This window comes from Catenulispora sp. MAP12-49, from assembly GCF_041262705.1.
GTDB lineage: Bacteria > Actinomycetota > Actinomycetes > Streptomycetales > Catenulisporaceae > Catenulispora.
In genome coordinates, this window is sequence record NZ_JBGCCP010000001.1 from 786,108 (window position 1) to 806,123 (window position 20,016).

Here is a 20,016-nt window from a genome sequence, read left to right on the forward strand (position 1 = left end):
GGCCTTACGCGGCGAAGGCGTCGAGCTCCACGGCCAGATCGTCACCGGTGAGTTCGTGTTGCAGGGCGCTGAGACGCTCGCCGATCTGCGGCAGGAGCTGGGTCTGGTTGCCGAGCGCGACGCTCGCGTATCCGTGCTCCGGGGCCAGCAGGACGGCGGACCGGTACCCGTCCAGCCGGCCGTTGAGATACATCTGGCCGGAGGGCCCGAGTACCCAGGCCAGGCCATAGGTCATCGGGTCTTCGGCGCGGGTTCGCGGCCGGCGGATCTCGTCCAGGAGCGCCGGATCGCCGAGCAGGTGCTCGGCGAAGGAGAGGTAGTCGTCCACGCAGGACCAGAGGCCGCCGCTGGGGCGCCGTCCGCGCGGGTAGTCCTCGACCGGGAGCGGGGTCTGGTCGTCCCAGCCGGTGATCAGTGCATATTCGCCCCGAAGGCCCGCCGTCGGGGTTTCGAATCCGGTGCGGGTCAGGCCCAACGGGGTGAGCAGCTCGGTGTCGAGAGCCTGCTCGTAGCCGCTCTCGGTGACGGCCGCGAGAAGGCAGCCGACCAGGAAGTAGTTGCCGTTGTAGTACGACCAGCTCTCGCCGGGCGCCCGGTCGTTGCCGGCCCGGACGACCAGCCGCGCCGCTTCCGTGAGGACATCAGGGCCCTGGCCGAGTGCGGCGACGGTGGCGCCTTCCACCGATTCGCGCAGGCCGGAAACCTGGGCGAGCAACTGCTCCACGGTGATCGCGGTGTCGGCCTGCCAATCCGCGGCCAGGTTCGGCAGCAGCTCGATCGCCGGTGTCGTGAGCGGGATCCCGTGCCGCGCGAAGGCGCGCACCGTCGCCGCGGCCGTCAGCGGCTTGGTCAGTGAGGCGATGCGGAAGATCGAGGAGCCGTCGGCGTCGAGCGGACCGTCGGTCTGGACCGTGCGCCGCCCCTTGTGCGAGATCCCGACGACCATACCCGCGGTTGTTGTATTCATCCTTGATCACTGTACGGCGCAAAGGGAACTGCCGGGGTCCCGAAGGACCCCGGCAGCTATCGCTCCTCACCATCGGTGTCAGAACGACGCGAGGTACCGGCCGTTCGGGCTGCCCACGCCGGTGGCGTTGTCGTAGCCCTGGGTCGCGTGCAGGTCGACGCCGTCGCCGAACAGGCGCAGCGAGGGGGCGGTCGCCGCGCCGCGAACCACGGCCAGCGGCGTGTTGGTGCGCGGGTGGTCGGTCACGTCGGTGAACAGGCCGAAGGTCGCCCGCAGGTAGATCTCCGGGTTCGCGAAGCCGATCGGGCCGCCCTGCGCCTGCTGCGCGTCGGCCTGGATGCCGACGAAGGTCGGCGCCGCCAGGCTGGTGCCGCCGATGCGGGACTCGGCGTAGCCGGTGGTGCCGTCGGGCAGCTGCTGGGTGTAGCCCTGCAGGAAGCCGGTGCTCGGGTCGCCGTAGGCCGCGACGTCCGGGACCACGCGCTTGGGCGAGGTGGCCGTGCCGTTCAGCAGCGTGCCGGACAGCGAGGACGGGACGGTCCAGCTCTGGTACCAGGGCTGGGCGAACACGTCGCTGGTGCCGCCGCCACCGCCGTAGAGGTACGAGGCGGGAGTCCACGCGGCGTTGCCGGTGGCCAGCGACGAGCTCGAGGTCTGCCACGAGGTCTGGAACTGGATCTTCTTGTCCGCGCCGATGGCGATGCTGGTGCCGCCGACCGAGGTCACCCACGGCGAGGAGGTCGGATACTCGGCCTGCGACCGCGAGGAGCCGGCGTCGGCCCCGCACCCGCTGGCCGGATTGTCGTCGCTGCAGTCGCCGGCCGAGAAGTAGAAGCCGATGCCCTCGGCGGCGCCCTTCTGGAAGGTCTGCTCGTAGACCTGGATCAGCGACGGGTCCATGTCCACCGGGTTGCCCGACGGATCCAGGTAGTGCATCACCTCGCCCCAGGAGTTGGACACCATGTCCGCCAGGTGGTGGTCGACGACCAGCTGCAGCGAGTCCAGCAGGCCGCCGTTGGCCGCGACGCCGCCCCCGGCGGTGTCGAAGCAGGAGTTCGCGCCGATGTAGAGCACGTTGGCGTCCGGCGCCATGCCGTGCACCGACTCGACGTCCAGCGCCTCCTCGCCGGCCCACCCGTCGGGCCCGCCGCACGCGTCCTGGTCGGTCCACTGGCCCGGCGTGACGATCTCCGAGTACTGGCCCGGCCGGAACGCCTTGTCGCCGTGCCGCGTGGCGTACTCGTCGGCGTCGGCCTTCATGCTCGGCAGGCCATACGCGTCCAGCACCGCGACGGTGACACCCTTGCCGCTCAGGCCGCTGCCGGTGACGCCATAGGCGCCGCGCACCTGCGTCGGCGTGTAGCCGCAGACCGCCCACGGCACGGACTTGCCGTTCAACGCGGGCAGCCCGGTCGCGACCTTCTGCCCGCTGTAGTCCGAGCAGGGATAGGTGCCCAGGTAGGGGACGCCACCGGAGCCGGTGGTCGCGGTCTTCTTGTCGGCCGCGTCGGGGTTGCCGGAGCTGTTGGAGCTGCCGGCGCTGTCGGAGTTGTTCGGCTTGTTGGCGGTCCGATCCTGCGCCAGCCCGGTGATCCCGATGATCGCCGCCCGCACCCCGGCCGGCACGCTGACATCGCGCGACGGAGCCCGCAGCGAACCGTCGGAGGTGGCGTACTCATGGAAGGTGGTGTTCAGCGCGGCGGCCACAGCAGCGGTACTGCCCTGCACGGCTATGTAGTCCTCGGTCTGCCCGGTCACCGTCAGCCCGGCACCCCCGAGCCACGCCTCGACCGCAGCCACCTGCTCCGCACTGGCCCCGAACCGCGCCTGCACCTGATCCGGCGTCAGAAAGTGCCGATAAGCAGCACTCTTCGGATCGGCCACCGACCGCGCATAAGCAGTCAGCCCCACCGGATCCCGCCCCGCGAGGTAGACACGAACAGCCAACGAAGCCGCAGCCGGCGCCGCCCCCCGATCAGCACTCGCCGAAGCCCAAGCAGGCCTCGACCCGGAAATCACATCAGCACTGGCAGCATGCGCAGCCCCCGCGCCCACCAGGAACATCGAACCAGCAGCCAGCGTCCCGGCCACGGACACCGCACCGGCGAACCGCCGGCCCCTACGCGGTCCCTTGAGGCGAGAGGTCGCATTTGTGGGATTTGCCACGTTAAGCTTCCTTCGTAAGAACCAGCACCCGCAGATGCCTACGGTGGCGGCCCCCACGAAGTGCACAGCGGCGTATCAACCAGCTGCGTGGCTGATTCTGACGACGAACAGAGCCTTGCGACAGGGGGCGCTGGATCAAGGAATGGCAAAGCATCGAGCCCAGGGACCGGACAGCCGGTCTACCTGGGCTCTACGCAAAGTGAGCGGGCGACGAGAATCGAACTCGCGCTCTGAGCTTGGGAAGCTCATGTTCTACCATTAAACTACGCCCGCGCAGGCACCCGCCGGCGGGGATCCGCCCGGCGAGCCGCCGTATGAGCGCCAACTGTACCCGATCGCTCGGGACGGCGTCACGGAGGTTGGGTGGAGGGCGCACGGCTGTGCGTGTCGGCGGCACGGTAGCGTTGGGCGCGTGTTGCTCTCAGATAAGGACATTCGGGCGGAAATCGATGCTCGGCGGGTGGTTCTGGACCCGTTCGAGCCCGTGATGGTGCAGCCCTCCAGTGTGGATGTGCGGCTGGACCGCTTCTTCCGGGTGTTCGAGAACCACCGGTATCCGTTCATCGATCCGGCGGAGGAGCAGCCTGAGCTGACGCGGCTGGTGGAGCCGGATGGGGATGAGCCGTTCATCCTGCATCCCGGGGAGTTCGTGTTGGCCTCGACGTACGAGGTCGTGACGCTGCCGCAGGATCTCGCCGCGCGGCTTGAGGGGAAGTCGAGTCTGGGGCGGTTGGGGTTGCTGACGCATTCCACCGCCGGGTTCATCGACCCCGGGTTCTCCGGGCACGTGACGTTGGAGCTCTCCAATGTCGCGACGCTGCCGATCAAGCTGTGGCCCGGTATGAAGATCGGCCAGTTGTGCTTCTTCAAGTTGTCGTCGGCCGCCGAGAATCCGTACGGGTCGGCCGTGAACCAGTCGCGCTACCAGAACCAGCGGGGGCCGACGCCGTCGCGGAGCTACCTGAACTTTCACCGGACGGACATCGTCAAGGCCGACAAGCTGAACGAGGCCGCCGGCGGGGACTTCGCCGACTGATACCGGTTCGCCGACTGATACCGGCCCGCCGACCGGGTGAATCTGCGCTCGGACGCGAATAGCGGGGCCTGCCTGCTGACACAGTGACGATGTGGTCGCTTTGTCAGTTCGTTGGCCTTTTGCCCGCCTCGCGGAGCAGGCCGTCACCCGTCCGGACCGGCTGGTCCGGGACAATCCGGTGCTCCTGCTGTCCGCGCTCCAGGCCCCCGGCACGGTCGCGGGGCTGATCTCGGCGTGGAACCCGGGCTGGCAGCCGGCCGGGACCGCCGCGGACGTGGCGGAGTCCGACACCGCCCCCGACGTCGAGACGCCCACCCCATCCGCGCACCTCGCCGAAGGCATCCGTTGGCACGGCCCCCTGCGCGTGACCCGCATGCTCCGCGCCGATGCGGGCCTGCCGGCCACCGGAACGGCGGCCTCGCTGCACCTGGTCTACGTGGCCGAGGCCCGGCGGGCCCGCACCAAGATCGTCGACAGCCGGCACGCCGACCTGCTCCGCCTGCGCTACCCGCAGGGCCTGCCGGCCGGCGCCGAGGCCGAGGCCTGGCACCTGGTCCGCGGGCTGGCCAAGCGGTTGCGCGGGGTGGCGCGCCTGCCCGGTGGGCCGGTGCACGCCCCGTACGAGGACCCGCCGCTGCCCGGCGACGCCGACCACGCCGTCTTCGGTCACGAGATGCTGCCGTGGATCGTGCTGCGCGAGATCCTGCGGCCGATCGCCCCGGACCTGACCCGGGAGGTGGTCCCCGACGGCGGCGGTTACATCCTCCGGCACCGCGATCTGCTGGAGGTCCGGGTCAGCCCTGCGGGGCCCGGGACGCGGCTGCCGCACGCCCTTCGGGATCGCGCCGACGAGGCGTGGCCACGCAGTATCTACGAGTTATGTGATACCTCCGGCCGCCTGCCGCGTCCGACGTCCCCGCGCCCGCCCTCCGCGCCGGCCGCGCATCCGGCCCGGGCCGCCGCCGCGCTGATCGCCGAGGTCACAGGCGGTGTCCATCTCGATGCGGACGGTTTCCCGCAGGAGAGCAGGACGTTCACCACCCGATGACACGGCCCTGACGCCGGGAGAAGGGTAATGCCCGCTCCCCGGGTAATGGGGGTTACAAAAAACTAATACTAAGGTAGGCTAACTTTCGCACCCGAGGCGGTCGGGCCCCGGGGCACCGAGAGTCCTTTGGGGGGCCTGCCCAGCCGTGAAGTCAGCCACCTTCTCCTCGCTGTCGATCCGCAACTACCGTCTTTTCGCCAGCGGCATGGTGGTGTCGAACACCGGCATCTGGATGCAGCGCATCGCGCAGGACTGGCTCGTCGTCTCGCTCACCGGCTCCGGGACCGACCTGGGCATCGTCACCGCCCTGCAGTTCGGCCCGGCCCTGGTGTTCAGCCTGTGGGGCGGCGCGCTGGCCGACCGGTACCGCAAGAACCGGCTGCTGATGCTCACCGCGGCGCTCACCGGGTTGTGCGCGCTGGTGCTGGGCCTGCTGGTGGTCTCCAACGCGGTGCAGCTGTGGCAGGTGTACGTCATCGCGCTGATCGGCGGAACGGTCACCGCCTTCGACAACCCCGCGCGCCAGTCCTTCGTGATCGAGCTGGTCGGGCCCGAGGACCTGCCGAACGCGGTCTCGCTGAACGCCGCCACCTTCAACCTGGCGCGGATGCTCGGCCCGGCGCTGGCCAGCCTGGCGCTGGCGGTCATGGACGTGGGCTGGGTGTTCATCACCAACGCGATCACCACGCTGGCGATCATCACCGCGCTGGCGCTGATCCGCCGCGAGGAGTTGCACGCGCCGGTGCCGATCGTGCGCGCCAAGGGCCAGTACCGCGAGGCCTTCACCTACCTGCGCACCCGCCCGGACCTGGTGGCCGTGCTGGCCTGCATGTTCTTCCTGGCCACCTTCGGGCTGAACTTCCAGCTCACCAGCACCCTGATGGCCACCCAGACCTTCCACCTGGGCAAGGGCGTGTTCGGCCTGCTGAACATCATGCTCGCGCTGGGCGCACTGTCCGGCGCGCTGGTCACCGCGCGCAAGCGCCGGGTCGGGGTGGCGCTGGTGCTGCTGTCGGCCTGCGGCTTCGGGCTGGCCGCGACCGTGGTCTCGCTGATGCCGAACCCGGTGCTGTACGGCGCGCTGCTGCTGCCGGTCGGGGTCATGACCATCATGGTCACCACCGCGGCCAACGCCACCATGCAGACCGGCGTCGAGCCGGAGATGCGCGGCCGGGTGATGAGCGTCTACATGGTGGTCTTCCTCGGCGGCACACCGGTCGGCTCGCCGCTGGTCGGCTGGGTCGGGCAGCACTTCGGGGCGCGCTACGCGGTCGGCGGCGGCGGGGTGATATCGCTGGTCGCCGCGGTGATAGCGGCCTACGCGCTGGCCCGGGTGAAGGGCATGTCGGTGCGCGAGCGGGTCGTCGCGCACACCCCGCCGCGCCTGGCCGAGCGGCTGGCGGCCTGAGCGGCCGCCGAGCGCGCCGCGTGCCCGGCCTGACGCCCGGAGAAAAAGCCAGAAAAAGCCGGAGTCGCTTATCGACATCTCGCCGGTCACACGCCGTATTGTGGGTGCTCTCACAAGGTGTGAAGCACGCTGAGCAGTGCGGGCGTCCGTGTGCGGTGCAGGCGTGCTGGGGGAACCTCAAGGAGACGCATGCGCTTGTTCGTGGCGGTCACGCCACCCCGTGCGGTCCTGCTGGAGGTGCGGGCTGCGGTCGACGCGCTGAAGCGGGGCAACACCCCCGGAGTCAACGCCCTGCTGCGCTGGACCCGGCCGGAGACCTGGCACATCACGGTCGCCTTCTACGGCGAGGTGTCCGAGGAGAAGGCGGCCGACCTGGTCGACCGGCTGGGCCGGGTCGCGGCGCGCACCACGCCGATGGAGCTGTCGCTGGCCGGCGCCGGGCGGTTCGGGCCGCGGGCGCTGTGGTTCGGCGTGCAGGGCCAGTGCGACCGGCTGGGCCGGCTGGCCGAGGCCGCCGGGGCCGCGGCGCGCCGGTGCCACATCCGGGTCGAGGACCGTCCCTACCGGCCGCACCTGACGCTGGCCCGGGTCAACGGCGTGCCGCGCGGCACCGCCCACGACGACCAGACCGGGCCGTTGGACCTGGCCCCGATCGTGGACCGCTTACGGACCTTCCGCTCGCCGGGCTGGCTGGCCGGCGAGGTCGAGCTGTTCACGGTCGCCGAGTCCGGCGGGGATCCCGCGGTGCCCCACGGGGCCCCGGCCGGGAGCGGTGCCAACGGTGCCAACGGCACCAACGGCGCCGGCCCCTACAAACGCTACGAACGCGTCGCGCACTGGCCGCTGACCGGACGCTGAACGATCCGCATTACCCTGGAGCGGTGAACACACGTACCCGCTCCAGGGTCGTCAGCTTCGTCCTGGTGGCGATCCTCGCCGTCGTGGTGATCGCCGCGGCGCTGCGCTGACGCGCCGATCAGGCCAGGCGCTCCACGACGTAGTCGATGCTCGCCGTCAGCTTGTCGACGTCGTCCGGCTCGACCGCCGGGAACATCGCGATCCGCAGCTGGTTGCGGCCCAGCTTGCGGTAGGCGTCGGTGTCGACGATCCCGTTCTCCCGCAGCGCCGCCGAGACCTTGTCCGCGCTGATCCCCTCGGCCAGGTCGACGGTGCCGACCACCTGCGAGCGCTGCGCCGGGTCGGCCACGAACGGCGTGGTGTACGCCGTGCGCTCGGCCCACGCGTACAGCCGCGAGGAGCTGTCGGCGGTCCGCGCGGTGGCCCACGCCAGCCCGCCGTTGCCGTTCAGCCAGTCCAGCTGCTCGGCCATCAGGAACAGCGTCGCCACCGACGGGGTGTTGTACGTCTGGTTCTTCGAGGAGTTGTCGATCGCGGTCGGCAGGCTGAAGAACGGCGGGATGTAGCGGTCCGTCGCGGCGATCTCCGCAGCCCGCTCAAGAGCAGCAGGCGAGAAGATGCCGATCCACAGGCCGCCGTCGGAGGCGAAGCACTTCTGCGGGGCGAAGTAGTAGACGTCGGTCTCGGCGACGTCCACCGGCAGCCCGCCGGCCCCCGACGTCGCGTCCACCAGCACCAGCGAGCCCTCGTCGGCCCCGGCCGGCCGCGCGATGGGCATGGCCACGCCGGTCGAGGTCTCGTTGTGGGTCAGCGCGTAGACGTCGACCCCGGCCTCGGCCACGGCGACCGGGTGCGTCCCCGGCTCGGACTTCACGATCGAGGGCTCGGCCAGCCACGGCGCGGCCTTCACCGACCCGGCGAACTTCGAGGAGAACTCGCCGAAGCTCAGGTGCTGCGACTTCTCGCGCACCAGCCCGAACGCGGCGATGTCCCAGAACGCCGTGGAACCGCCGTTGCCCAGCACCACCTGGTAGCCCTCGGGCAGCGAGAACAGCTCGCTCACGCCCTCGCGCACCCGGCCGACCAGGTTCTTCACCGGGGCCTGGCGGTGGGAGGTGCCGAGGATCTCCGCACCCTCGGTGGCGAGCTTGGCGACGGCCTCGGGCCGCACCTTCGACGGACCGCAGCCGAACCGGCCGTCGGCGGGGAGCAGGTTCTCAGGGATGGTGATGTCAGCCACGCGGTTCTCCGAGCGTTGTTGGTACAGGGGAGAAGTCGGGTGGCCCAGGGCGTCGTTGGCCAAGGCCTGTTCGTATCGTAACGGGGATGTGTCCGGGATCCGGGCAGCATTCCGTGAAACGAGACACGGAACCCCTGCCGGTGTGTCAGGCGCGGCGGGGGCTCCGTGGTGGTTCGGCTGGTCGTCAGCGTGTCGTCAGTGGGTCGTCAGCGGGCCGTCAGCCGAGCACGTCCAGGTTCTGGACGTCGTAGGCGACGGCCTTGGCGAAGGCCTCGGAGCGGATCGCCTTCGCGAAGTCGAAGCCCAGCGTCGCCTTGGGCGTGCCCTGCGCGGTCGCCATGAACCAGACCCAATGAGCGGCGTCCGGATGGGCCGAGAGCGCCCCGAGCCCGACCTGGGCCGAACCGGGGTTCTCCGTCGCCGGCGTGCCGCCTGCCAGGGTCAGGTTGGGCGGGCAGCTCGACGCCGTGCAGCCGTTGAAGCCCCAGCCCTGCCGGTGGGCCACCATCAGCGTGACGGTGGTCGTCTGGCCGCCCGCCTTGATGACGTAGGATCCCGGCACGATCAGCTGGGTGTCCTGCGTGACGCCGGGCGGGAGCGGCGTGCCGGCCGGCAGGTCATGGCGCTCCAGCGCCTGCGCGAACGACTCGTGCTGCGGCGCGATGAGCGCGTTGGGGATCGCGCCGCGGAGGAAGTACAGATCGCTTCCGCACACCCGCCTCAGCCCTGCTTCGTCGGCGGTGTAGACGCCGTCGCCGGGCCGCGCCGTGAAGCTGTGGAAGGGGCCCTGGCATTCCGGGCTCGTACTGCCGGCCGGGACCCCGGCGCCGGTCCGGTCGCTGGTCCGGTCGCCGGTGCCGGCGGCCGCGCTGAGCCCCTTCGCACCGCCGGTCGCCGTATCGGCCAGGGCCGTCCCCGCCGCGACGACGCCCGCCAGAGCCAGCGTCCCGCCGGCCGCGCCGAGCACCCGGGCCCGCCGCCGGTGCCGCCGGTAGCCGTCCACGGCCCCCGGCACCAGGTTCACCGCCGGCACGCCGTCGTCGAAGGCGCCGGCGAGCAGGCCGTGGACCTCGCCGTCGAAGTGTTCGTCTGTTGTCATCTCAGAGCATTCCCTTCCGCGCCCGAGCGCGGTCCGTAGGCTGAGAACTCATCGCCGAGCAGCACCCGGAGCCTGGCCAGGGCTCGCGAGGACTGGCTCTTGACGTTGCCGGTCGAGCAGCCGAGCGCGGCGGCCGTGGCCTCCACGCTCAGGTCCTCCCAGTACCGCAGGACCACCACCGCCCGGGCGCGCGCCGGGAGCTGGTCGAGGGCGGACAGCAGGGCCAGCCGCGTCTCCGGCCGGTCGGGGTCGTGGTGGGTGCCCGGGGCCAGGCGTTCGGTGCCGGACAGCGCGGCAGCGCGTACTTCGCGCTCCCGCCGCAGCCGGCGCCGGCCCCGGACGAAGGCGTTGATGAGGGTCTTCTGCGCGTAGGCGTCGACGGAGTCCGCGCGCCTGGCGCGGTTCCACGCTTTGCAGAGGTTCAGCAGCGCGGTCTGTGTCAGGTCCTGCGCACCGTGCCAGTCGCCGCACAGCAGGTACGCCGTGCGCAACAAATGGTTCTGGCGCGCCGCCGCGTACTCGGTGAACTCCTCGATCCGGGCCTGGTCGCCCATGCCTTCCCCTCCTCGACCGTCGGTCGGGACACATGAGTCACGCCGGCCCGGATCGGTTGCAGACTTCGCCCGGACAGCCGAAAAGGGCTCCCCCGAACGGGGGAACCCTTTCTTATCCGGCGTCGGACGGCCGGGGTCGGATCAGAGCCGGCCCGGGCCGGATCAGCCCTTGCGTGTCGGGCTTGCTCAGCCCTTGTAGGTGTGGAAGCCGCTCGGCGGCACCATCGTCTCGAAGCCCTCGACGGTCTCCGGCTTGCGCGGGCCGGGGCCGATGTAGCGGGACGACGGGCGGATCAGGCGGCCGGTCTTCTTCTGCTCCAGGACGTGCGCGCTCCACCCGGCGGTGCGGGCACAGGTGAACATCGAGGTGAACATGTTCGCCGGCACCTGCGCGAAGTCCAGGACCACGGCGGCCCAGAACTCGACGTTGGTGGCCAGGACGCGGTCCGGGCGGCGCTCGTGCAGCTCGGCCAGGGCGGCGTCCTCCAGGGCCTTGGCGACCTCGTAGCGCGGCGCGTCCAGCTCCTTGGCGGTGCGGCGCAGGACGCGGGCGCGCGGGTCCTCGGCGCGGTACACGCGGTGGCCGAAGCCCATCAGGCGCTCGCCCTTGTCCAGGACGCTCTTGACGTACTTGCGGGCGTCGCCGATCTCCTCGACGGCCTCGACCATGTGCAGCACGCGGGCCGGGGCGCCGCCGTGCAGCGGGCCGGACATCGCGCCGACCGCGCCGGACAGCGCCGCCGCGGCGTCGGCGCCGGTGGAGGCGATGACGCGGGCAGTGAAGGTCGAGGCGTTCATGCCGTGCTCGGCCGCTGAGGTCCAGTAAGCGTCGATGGCCTGGACGTGCTTGGGGTCCGGCTCACCGCGCCAGCGGATCATGAAGCGCTCGACGATCGTCTCGGCCTTGTCGACCTCGCTCTGCGGCACCATGGCCTGGCCCGGGTGCTCGATCGAGCGGGCGGACTGGGCCACGAAGGACAGCGCCATGACGGCGGCGCGCGCGAGGTCCTCGCGGGCTTTCTCGTCCGAGGTGTCCAGCAGCGGCTGCAGACCCCAGACCGGGGCCAGCATGGCGAGCGCGGACTGCACGTCGACGCGCACATCGCCGGAATGCACCGGCACCGGGTACGGCTCCGCCGGCGGCAGACCCGGGTTGAACTTGCCGTCCACCAGAAGGCCCCACACGTTGCCGAACGTCACGCGCCCGACGAGGTCTTCGATGTCGACTCCTCGGTACCGGAGAGCGCCGCCTTCCTTGTCGGGTTCGGCGATTTCGGACTCGAAGGCGATGACGCCCTCAAGGCCCGGTACGAAGTCGGACATGTGTACTCCCTCTGTTTCCTTGTGTGCCGCTCAACGTGCTGTGGCTCGATGCGGCCATCTGGCTTGCCACGGTGTCGCCTTACCCGGCGCCAACGTGACGACACGGTGGTGTCGTGATTAGTGCGTCTCTCCTATAGTGACTCGCCACACAGGGTGCTCTGCACCGGGGGCAGTGCTGTGTCTGGAATGTCACACGCGTTACCGTGGGCCCGTGGACTCTGAAGCGCTCGCCGCGCTCCGCCGGGAATACGGCATCGGAACGCTGCGTGAACAGGACGCGGCTGCTGCACCCCACCTCCAATTCGCCGGGTGGCTGGAAGACGCAGTCCGGGCTTCCCTGCCCGAACCGAATGCCATGGTGGTCTCTACCACTGACCTCGACGGTCAGCCCTCCAGCAGGTCAGTGCTGTTGAAGGGGTTCGACGAAACCGGATTCATCTTCTACACCAACCTCGGCTCCCGCAAGGGCGGGGAGCTCGCGGCGAACCCTCGTTGCTCGCTGTTGTTCCCCTGGTACACACTGCACCGGCAGGTGATCGTGATCGGGGCGGCGACCAAGCTGGACCGCGAGTCCGACGCGGAGTACTTCGCCAGCCGCCCGCACGGCTCGCAGATCGGCGCCTGGGCCAGCGAGCAGTCCGCGGTGATCCCGGGCCGCGACTGGCTCGACAAGCGGGCCGCCGAGCTGGCCGAGCAGTGGCCGGAGGGCAGCGAGGTGCCGCTGCCGGACTTCTGGGGCGGCTTCCTGGTCCGCCCGGAGACGGTCGAGTTCTGGCAGGGCCGCCCCGACCGGCTCCACGACCGGCTGCGGTACAAGCGCGACGCGAACGGCGCCGAGGGCTGGAGCATCGAGCGGCTGAGCCCCTGACGATCCGGCCCCTGGCAGCTCATCCCGTGGCACCCGCGCGTTGAGCTTGCCGGGCCTGGGCCGCTGGTTCAGCCGCCGTCTCGGTCGCCGTCTTGGTGCCTCAGTCTGTGCCGGCCGGCTTCACCTTCGACGGATCGACCGCGATCCACACCGCCTCGGCGCTCGCCACCGGCTCCCCCGAGGGACCGTAGAGCGCCGAGACGGTGAACGTCTTGCGCCCCTCCGTCCGCAGGTGCCTCCCCAGCACCACGCAGGGCTCCCCCGGGACGAGCGGGGTCTGGTCGATCATCTCCACGCTCATCCGCCCCAGCACCATCGGACGCCCGGCCAGGTCGCCGGCCGACCAGCCGCCGGGGCAGTCCAGCGCGGCCCACACGAACTCCGGTCCCACCGTGTCGTCCGCGGGCGTCCACGGAGCCGCGACCACGTCCTTGCGTCCCGGCACCGGCCCCGGGAAGACGTGCAGCCCGGTCTCGTGGTCCGGCCCGCACACGAAGCAGGTCAGGAACGGGTGGCCGCTCAACCCGGCATAGCCTTTGGCCGCGGCGGCGGCCTCCTCATAGGAGACCGGCTCGATCAGCTCCCCGGCGGCCTCGACCAGCTCGGCGGCCGCGACCACGGTCGTGCCGTCCACCAGCTGCAGGCTCTCGCTCTCCGCCGGCTGCCGCACCGTCAGGGGCTTCTCCAGCGGCGGCGGCTTGCGCAGCGTCACCTCCACCTTCGCCCCGGGTGTGGGGCCGAACTCCTCCAGCACCAGCTGCGCCAGCATCCCGGAGACGTAGCCGCCGTTGCCGGAGTGCGGGGGACCGTTGAAGCGTCGGGCGATTGTCAGCATGGGATACACACTCTCAAGCCAGCAGCCGCGCGACCAACAGCAGGTCCGACACCATCTCCTTATAAGCGGTCTCCTGATTGTCCGCACGCAGCACCGCCGACGGATGCGACGTCGCCACGAACGACACCGCGCGCCGCCGCGAGGGGTCCGCGCCGAATCCGGAGTCGCCGGACGGCGGCCACATCAGGACCTTGCCGCGCTCGCGGGTCACCCGGAACTGCGGGCCGATCAGCGCGCGCCCCGCGGTGGCGCCCAGCGCCACGATCACCTCGGGGTCCACGACGGCCAGCTCCGCCCGCAGCCACGGCTTGCACGCCTCGATGTGCGGCGTCTCCGGCGTCTTGTGGATGCGGCGGCCTCCTGGACGGTCCTGGATGAAGCGGAAGTGCTTCACACTGTTGGTGACATAGGCCTGCTTCGGGTCGATGCCCGCCTCGGCGATCGCGCGGTCGAACAGTTGCCCGGCGGGCCCGACGAACGGCAGGCCCGCGCGGTCCTCCATGTCCCCGGGTTGTTCGCCCACGAACACGACCCGCGCGGCGGGGTTCCCCTTGGAGAAGACCGTCTGCGTCGGTCCGCTCAGCGAGCCGGGCATGGCCCGGTGGAGTTCGCACCCCTGGCAGGCCAGGGCGGCGGTGCGCAGCGCGTCGATCGAGACTCCGCGCGGAATCGGCAGCGACATCGTTATCGTTCCTTGATTTCCGATGGGTGTTGCCCGGTTTAACAGGCGTCCATTATTGCGCCGTGGCACTGACAAAAACGCCGCGAACTGTTCAGTACACCTGTCCGCAATGCGGGTGGGCGGGGGAGTTCGACGGCAGATTCGCGCCCTGGTGCATCCAGAACGACCATGACCTCGTCGCGAAGGATGAACAGCAGAAGGCGGCGGCACAGAAGAAGCGGGTTCGGCGGAAGCGCGAGAAGGCGCGACGAAGGGGGGAGGCGCTCGAAGAGCGTCTGGTGCAGCAGGACGATCTCCGCCCCGGAGGTCTGGCGCGCTTGGCCGCGGTCTTGTTCGGACTGGCTGTCCACGCCCTCACCCTGGCCGTGTTCGCCGGCGCGGTGGCCGCGCTCCTCAGCGGCATCTGGCCGCTGTACCTCCTCGCGCTTCTCGGGTTCGCCATGGTGTGGATGCTTCGGCCCCGCCTCGCCAAGCGCCCCGGCAGCGGCTGGCTGCGGCGCGAGAAAGCGCCGCGGCTGTTCGCGATCCTGGACCGGGTCAGCGAGGCCACCGGCGCCCCGACGCCGAAGTACGTCAAGCTCGACGCCCGGTACAACGCAGCCACCGCGCGGCGCGGCATCCGCCATGAGCCGGTGCTGATGCTCGGCGTCCCGCTGTGGCAGGTGCTCGACGGCGACGAGCGGTTGGCGCTGCTCGGCCACGAACTCGGCCACCAGGTCAACGGCGACACCACTCAGGGCGTCCTGGTCGCCACCGCGCACCGCAGCCTGCACGAGTGGCGGGTGCTGTTCTATCCCTCCACCGCCAGGCGCCCGGCGCGCGGCTCCGGCGCGGCGGGGCTCGCACAGCTTCTGCTCCCCGTGATCCTCCTCCCCTTCTATCTGCTGATGACCGGACTGCAGATGTTCTACGGCTGGCTCCAGATCCACGTGTCGCTGCGGGCCGAGTTCCTCGCCGACGACATCGCCGCGCAGACCGCGTCCACCACGGCCGCGCTCGCCTTGATGCGCAAACTGAGCGCGCGCCTCTCGGTGGAGACCTACGTGACCCGCACCAAGTTCGGGCGCAGGACCGCGCGCAACAACCCGACCTCCGAGGACGCGATGGAGATGTGGGTCGGGCTGCAGGACTACATCAAGACCGTTCCGGAGCACGAGTACGTCCGCGCGGCGCGGCTGTCGGAGTACCGAGGTACGCAGATCGACGCCTCGCACCCCGCGGACTACCTGCGCATCCGGCTGCTCAAGGGGCGGCCGCCCCGCGCCGCTGCCGTGACGGTCTCCGAGGACGAGTGGCTGGGCGTCGACCTCGAACTCGCGCCCTACGTCGCGGAAATCGGCCGGTCGATGCTCCGCTAAGAAAAGGGGGAGTCCGCCCGGACTCTCCCTTCTCTTAGTCCTGTTCAGCGCTGTTCAGTCCTGCCACTCCCGCAGCGGCCGGATCGCCAGCACCGAGGCGACGATCCGCAGTCCGCCGCCGACCACCCAGGGCACCGCCAGCCCGAACCACCCCGCGATCAGCCCGCCGGCCAGTGCGCCCAGCGGCTGCATCCCCCACACCACCATGATCCCCGCGCTCGACACCCGGCCCAGCAGGTGCGGCGGGACCAGCCGCTGCCGCTGCGTCACCACCGCCACGTTCCACAGCGAGGCGCTCATGCTGCCGACACCGAGCAGCACGCCGACGACGAACAGGTTCGGTCCGAACACGCCGATCCCTATGCCCGCCAAGGGAGTCACCGAGGAGCACAGGCGCGCCACCACGCGTCCGCCGAGCCGGGCCACCGCGGCCCGGCTGAACAGCCCGCCGACGATGCCGCCGATCGCCGCGATGCTCAGCAGCACGCCGTACCGGTGGGTCCCGACGTAGAGGACCAGCGTCGCGGCTCCCATCGTCGTGCCGAAGTTCGCCGCCGCCGACAACATCGTCGTGGTGCGCAGCAGCCGGTGATGCGCCAGCCACGTCAGGCCCTCCTTGACGTCGGCGCGCAGAGCCCGCCGCTGCCCGCCCACCGCGGCGGCCGGCGCCCCGGACCGGGGCAGCCGCGCGATCAGCAGCATGGACACCGCGAACGTCACGGCGTCGGCCCAGAACGGCAGCGTCGGGGTCAGCGCGAACAACGCCGCGCCGAGCGCCGGCCCCACGAAGTCCTTGGCCACCGACTGTGCGGTGAACAACTGTCCGTTCGCCGAGATCAGGCGCTCGCGCGGGACCACAGAGGTCATCAAGGGCTGCGAAGCGCTCTTGGCCAGGGCGGCGGCCATGCCCAGACCGAAAGCGAGGACGTAGAGCGCCGCCAGTCCCCAGCCGGCGCCGCGGTCCATGGCCAGCAGCCCGACGGCCAGTACGCACAGCAACTGCCAGCCCTGCGCGCGGATGGACAACCGCCGGCTCTCCGACCGGTCGGCGATCGCCCCGGCCTGCAAGGAGAACACCAGCCAGGGCAGGGTCCCGGCGACAGTGAGCCCGGATATCAACCGGGGATCCCTGGTGTACCCGGCGGCGAGCAGCGGCAGGGTGGCGACGAACACGCCGTCGCCGAGCACGGAGACGGCGCCGGCGGTGAACAGCAGATGCCAGTCATGGCCGAGCTTGCCGGGGCGCGGCTCGCGGCGGCGGCCCGGCGCGGGGGAGTCCGCGGAGTCGGAGCGAGGGGAGTCGGAACGCAGAGAGACGAGGGTCATGGTCAAAGACTCGAAGACGGGCCTGCGCCGGAGCTACGATTTACCCCTCGCTAAATCACCAGGGGGTGCGCCGGTGGCGAGGCCGATCCGCATACCGATCGCCGGGAACGAGATGGCCCGTGTCCGTTTCGCCATCTCGCCGGTCTATGAGGCGCTTCAGGCCGTGGACGTGCTCCACGCGCCGGGCAAGCACGCCGTCCACCTGCCCTGGGTGCGCTGGGCGCGGCCGTTGCTGGCCCAGGTCCCCGGGACGGAGATCCTTGCCGGGTTCGCTGATCGGACCGTCCGGCCCGGCGTCCTGGTCCCGCCGCCGGACGTCCACATGCCCCCGCTGGAAGAGGAGCTGGAGAACATCCGGACCGCCGATCCAGAGCGGGTCCGGCGTTTCTTCGACAACAACGGCGCGCCGAGCGACCGCTTCCAAAGGGAGTTCTACGACGACCCGCCGGCCGGTCTGGCCCGGCTCGCCGACGTCCTGCGCCGGGTGTTCGACGTGTTCGTCGCCCCGCACTGGCCGCGGATGCTCGGGGTGCTGGAGGCCGACATCGCCTACCGGGCCCGGGTGCTGGCCGACGCCGGCGTGGCCGCGGTCTTCGACGACCTGCACCCCGCCGTCCGCTGGTCGGACGGGGAACTGCGGATGCACGGCCCGGGAATCAGCGAGGCCGTGTGGCCGTTGGCTGCTAAAGAAGTGGTCCTCGAAGGCCGCTCGCTGGTGCTCTCCCCGAGCGTACTGGGCTGGCCCGACATCTGTGTGAACACCAAGCCGGTGACCTCCGGCCTGCTGCACTATCCGGCGCGGGCCGTGGCCACGGTCTGGGAGACCCGCCGCCCGGCGCCGGACGCGCTGGCCGCACTGCTCGGCCGCACCCGGGCCGAGCTGCTGGTCCAGCTCGCCGAACCGGGCACCACCGGGGAGCTGGCCGGGCGGCTCGGCGTCACCGCCGGTGCGGTCTCCCAGCACCTCGGGGTGCTGCGCGGGGCCGGTCTGGTGGCCACGCGCCGCGACGGCCGGGCGGTGCTGCATCTGCGGACCGAGCGCGCCGAGGCGCTCCTGGGGTGAGGTGCGGCCCCGGGGTGTCTTGAAAGCGTGCGAGGTGCCGATGCTTGTCGGCGGAATACGCAACAATGGAGGACCGCTGCGCGTACCGGCCACGAACACCGGCGGCTAGGCACCATGTGACGGCGGCCGTGGGGCCCGCGGGAAGGACTGAGAACGTGAGCAGCGACCTCATCGACACCACCGAGATGTACCTGCGGACCATTTACGAGCTCGTGGAGGAGGGCATCGTCCCGCTGCGCGCCCGGATCGCCGAGCGGCTGGGCCAGAGCGGCCCGACCGTCAGCCAGACCGTGGCCCGCATGGAGCGCGACGGGCTCCTGACCGTCGAGGGCGACCGCCACCTGGAGCTCACCTCCGCCGGCCGCGAGCAGGCCACGCGCGTGATGCGCAAGCACCGGCTGGCCGAGCGGCTGCTGACCGACGTGATCGGGCTGGCGTGGGAGGACGTCCACGTCGAGGCCTGCCGCTGGGAGCACGTGATGAGCGAGGCGGTGGAGCGGCGCCTGCTGGAGCTGCTGGACCACCCGACCGAGTCGCCCTACGGCAACCCCATCCCGGGCCTGGCCGAGCTCGACGACACCGTCGGCGAGGGCGAGGCGTTCCTGGACGCCGACGTGGCCAACCTGCGCGACGTCGTGGAGCGCGGCGCGCGCTCGGCCGCGGCGCAGAACCTGGTGGTGCGCCGGCTCGGCGAGCCGCTGCAGAACGACCCCGAGCTGATGCTGCGCCTGCGCCGGGCCGGCGTGCAGCCGGGCCAGACGGTCCGCGCGACGGTCTCGCCCGGCGGTGTGCTGCTGGGCTCGGTCGGCGAGACGGCCGAACTGGACCTGGATCTGGCCGGCCACGTGTTCGTCACGGTGCGCGCCGCCTGAGGCTTCGGCGCGACTAACGGGGAAATTCGGGGCCGTATACCCTGTGTGGGTGAATCCACGCTTTGTGATAGTCAGACCGCCCAGGGTGAGCAAGAATGGCGAGGCTGTCCAAAATCCTTGGGGGTTCGCCACGATGTCTTCGATATCCGCTCCGGATGCCGACTTAGGCGGCTCGATGCCTTCCTCCTTCCGGCGTCGGCGCCGCGCCTCCCTGTTCTTCGCCTCCGCGGCGGCTCTGGCCGTGACCGCGTTCGGCGCTCTGCCCGCCACGGCTGCCTCCAGCGCCGGATCGAACCCCTCGACCGGGACCGCCAAGGCCGTGGCCGGCCAGGTCGACCTGGACGTGCAACTGCTCCAGGGCCTGCTCGGCGGGCTGCACCTCACCGGGCCCAACGGTCTGGACGTACCGCTGGCGAACCTGTCGCTGGGCGAGGCCGACGCGCCGAACGCGAACGGCGACTCGGCGAACTTCACGAACTCCGTGATCCGGCTGCGCGACGACCTGATCGACACGCTGCACCTCCCGGGACCCGAGGCGGACCTGATCAAGGCCGACGCGGTGTCCGGGACCGCGCGGGTCATCAACGGCCCCGGCGGCTACGCGCAGGCCTACGCCACGGTCGCGAACCTCAGGCTGTTCCTGCCGCTGCTGACCCTGCCCGGCGCCAGCGCCGACAACGGGATCCTGAAGGTGGACCTGGTGTCCGCGCAGGCGACCTGCGTGCCGGGGCAGAAGCCGGTGGCCTCGGCGAAGATGCCGACCACGATCAACCTGCTGGGCCGGGACATCCCGGTCCCGCTGACCGGCGACGTGGCGCTGAACCTCCCCGGGGTCGCGGACATCGACGTGCACCTGGCACCGGCCACCACCGTGAACGGCGCCGGCGCCTCCTCCGCCGTCGAGGCGCGGGTCACCGTGAACGCGCTGGGGCTGGCGAAGGTGAGCGGCGCGATCGTGCTGGCGTCGGCGTCGTGCACGACGCCGAGCGCGGCGGCGGCCGGCGGCGCGAACCCGACCGGGCAGCCGCCGGCGTCGAGCTCCGCGCCGGGCGCCGGGACGACCACGACCGCCGCGGCGGCGCCGACGTCCAAGGCCGGCGCGGTCACGACCTCCCCGGCGGCGCTGGACGCGAACGCGGACACGACCGGAGCGCTGGCGCACACCGGCGCGAGCGGGTCGCTCATGCCGATCGCGATCGGTGCGGTGGTGCTGGTGGTGGGCGGTGCCGGCCTGGTGCTGTTCCTGCGCAGGAAGGCCGCGGGGCTGCCGCCGAACGAGTAGGGCGCTGTACTCGGCAGACATGCAGAACGGC

Annotated in this window: 18 protein-coding genes and 1 tRNA gene; 9 read left to right on the top strand and 10 right to left on the bottom strand. The window is 71.1% G+C overall.

Features of this window, described 5'->3' with window-relative positions; translation table 11 throughout:
- Nucleotides 1-4 precede the first annotated feature (4 nt).
- The 3 genes from ABIA35_RS03665 to ABIA35_RS03675 form a co-directional block, all read right to left on the bottom strand.
- Nucleotides 5-967: a serine hydrolase domain-containing protein gene (locus tag ABIA35_RS03665; RefSeq protein ID WP_370341131.1), complete on the bottom strand. Its 963-nt coding sequence runs from the start codon at nucleotides 965-967 to the stop codon at nucleotides 5-7.
- Nucleotides 968-1,045: 78 nt separating this feature from the next.
- The gene (locus ABIA35_RS03670; protein ID WP_370341233.1) at nucleotides 1,046-3,031 is read right to left on the bottom strand and encodes a protease pro-enzyme activation domain-containing protein; all 1,986 of its coding nucleotides are present in this window, start codon (nucleotides 3,029-3,031) and stop codon (nucleotides 1,046-1,048) included.
- Nucleotides 3,032-3,335: 304 nt separating this feature from the next.
- Nucleotides 3,336-3,406 (bottom strand) — tRNA-Gly (locus tag ABIA35_RS03675).
- Between the two features lie 139 nt (nucleotides 3,407-3,545).
- On the opposite strand from ABIA35_RS03675, the gene dcd reads away from it, so the two are divergent.
- The 4 genes from dcd (at nucleotide 3,546) to thpR (ending at nucleotide 7,483) form a co-directional block, all read left to right on the top strand.
- Nucleotides 3,546-4,169: a dCTP deaminase gene (gene dcd / locus ABIA35_RS03680; protein ID WP_370341132.1), complete on the top strand. Its 624-nt coding sequence runs from the start codon at nucleotides 3,546-3,548 to the stop codon at nucleotides 4,167-4,169.
- A 100-nt stretch (nucleotides 4,170-4,269) separates the two neighbouring features.
- On the top strand, nucleotides 4,270-5,217 hold the full coding sequence (locus tag ABIA35_RS03685; RefSeq protein ID WP_370341133.1) for a hypothetical protein: 948 nt from the start codon (nucleotides 4,270-4,272) through the stop codon (nucleotides 5,215-5,217).
- Between the two features lie 145 nt (nucleotides 5,218-5,362).
- Complete coding sequence (locus tag ABIA35_RS03690; protein WP_370341134.1) at nucleotides 5,363-6,625, top strand: MFS transporter; 1,263 nt, start codon at nucleotides 5,363-5,365, stop codon at nucleotides 6,623-6,625.
- Between the two features lie 189 nt (nucleotides 6,626-6,814).
- Nucleotides 6,815-7,483, top strand: coding sequence for an RNA 2',3'-cyclic phosphodiesterase (gene thpR, locus ABIA35_RS03695; protein WP_370341135.1), 669 nt, complete (start codon nucleotides 6,815-6,817; stop codon nucleotides 7,481-7,483).
- A 118-nt stretch (nucleotides 7,484-7,601) separates the two neighbouring features.
- Here the strand turns inward: thpR and serC are convergent, their stop codons facing one another.
- The 4 genes from serC to ABIA35_RS03715 form a co-directional block, all read right to left on the bottom strand.
- Nucleotides 7,602-8,723, bottom strand: coding sequence for a phosphoserine transaminase (gene serC, locus ABIA35_RS03700; RefSeq protein WP_370341136.1), 1,122 nt, complete (start codon nucleotides 8,721-8,723; stop codon nucleotides 7,602-7,604).
- Nucleotides 8,724-8,940: 217 nt separating this feature from the next.
- The gene (locus tag ABIA35_RS03705) at nucleotides 8,941-9,822 is read right to left on the bottom strand and encodes a hypothetical protein (protein WP_370341137.1); all 882 of its coding nucleotides are present in this window, start codon (nucleotides 9,820-9,822) and stop codon (nucleotides 8,941-8,943) included.
- A complete protein-coding gene (locus ABIA35_RS03710) occupies nucleotides 9,819-10,376 on the bottom strand; it encodes a SigE family RNA polymerase sigma factor (RefSeq protein ID WP_370341138.1) in 558 nt (185 codons plus the stop codon). The genes ABIA35_RS03705 and ABIA35_RS03710 overlap by 4 nt, the downstream gene beginning before the upstream one ends.
- Before the next feature lie 186 nt (nucleotides 10,377-10,562).
- Complete coding sequence (locus ABIA35_RS03715) at nucleotides 10,563-11,699, bottom strand: citrate synthase 2 (protein WP_370341140.1); 1,137 nt, start codon at nucleotides 11,697-11,699, stop codon at nucleotides 10,563-10,565.
- Between the two features lie 211 nt (nucleotides 11,700-11,910).
- On the opposite strand from ABIA35_RS03715, the gene pdxH reads away from it, so the two are divergent.
- Nucleotides 11,911-12,567: a pyridoxamine 5'-phosphate oxidase gene (gene pdxH / locus ABIA35_RS03720; protein WP_370341141.1), complete on the top strand. Its 657-nt coding sequence runs from the start codon at nucleotides 11,911-11,913 to the stop codon at nucleotides 12,565-12,567.
- 100 nt (nucleotides 12,568-12,667) lie between these two features.
- Here the strand turns inward: pdxH and ABIA35_RS03725 are convergent, their stop codons facing one another.
- Nucleotides 12,668-13,402: a hypothetical protein gene (locus tag ABIA35_RS03725; protein ID WP_370341142.1), complete on the bottom strand. Its 735-nt coding sequence runs from the start codon at nucleotides 13,400-13,402 to the stop codon at nucleotides 12,668-12,670.
- A 13-nt stretch (nucleotides 13,403-13,415) separates the two neighbouring features.
- Nucleotides 13,416-14,084: a UdgX family uracil-DNA binding protein gene (locus ABIA35_RS03730; RefSeq protein WP_370341143.1), complete on the bottom strand. Its 669-nt coding sequence runs from the start codon at nucleotides 14,082-14,084 to the stop codon at nucleotides 13,416-13,418.
- A 278-nt stretch (nucleotides 14,085-14,362) separates the two neighbouring features.
- Here ABIA35_RS03730 and ABIA35_RS03735 point away from each other — a divergent pair, with 278 nt between their 5' ends.
- A complete protein-coding gene (locus tag ABIA35_RS03735) occupies nucleotides 14,363-15,442 on the top strand; it encodes a M48 family metallopeptidase (RefSeq protein WP_370341144.1) in 1,080 nt (359 codons plus the stop codon).
- A 54-nt stretch (nucleotides 15,443-15,496) separates the two neighbouring features.
- Here the strand turns inward: ABIA35_RS03735 and ABIA35_RS03740 are convergent, their stop codons facing one another.
- Nucleotides 15,497-16,768 carry an MFS transporter gene (locus ABIA35_RS03740; protein ID WP_370341145.1) on the bottom strand — a complete coding sequence of 424 codons (1,272 nt, stop codon included), beginning with the start codon at nucleotides 16,766-16,768 and terminating at the stop codon, nucleotides 15,497-15,499.
- Between the two features lie 73 nt (nucleotides 16,769-16,841).
- Between ABIA35_RS03740 and ABIA35_RS03745 the strand changes: the two genes are divergently transcribed.
- The 3 genes from ABIA35_RS03745 (at nucleotide 16,842) to ABIA35_RS03755 (ending at nucleotide 19,985) form a co-directional block, all read left to right on the top strand.
- Nucleotides 16,842-17,831, top strand: coding sequence for a DUF5937 family protein (locus ABIA35_RS03745; protein WP_370341146.1), 990 nt, complete (start codon nucleotides 16,842-16,844; stop codon nucleotides 17,829-17,831).
- A gap of 185 nt (nucleotides 17,832-18,016) precedes the next feature.
- The gene (locus ABIA35_RS03750; RefSeq protein WP_370341234.1) at nucleotides 18,017-18,703 is read left to right on the top strand and encodes a metal-dependent transcriptional regulator; all 687 of its coding nucleotides are present in this window, start codon (nucleotides 18,017-18,019) and stop codon (nucleotides 18,701-18,703) included.
- Nucleotides 18,704-18,878: 175 nt separating this feature from the next.
- Entirely contained in the window at nucleotides 18,879-19,985 is a 1,107-nt protein-coding gene (locus ABIA35_RS03755) for an LPXTG cell wall anchor domain-containing protein (RefSeq protein WP_370341147.1), read from the top strand.
- Nucleotides 19,986-20,016 lie beyond the last annotated feature (31 nt).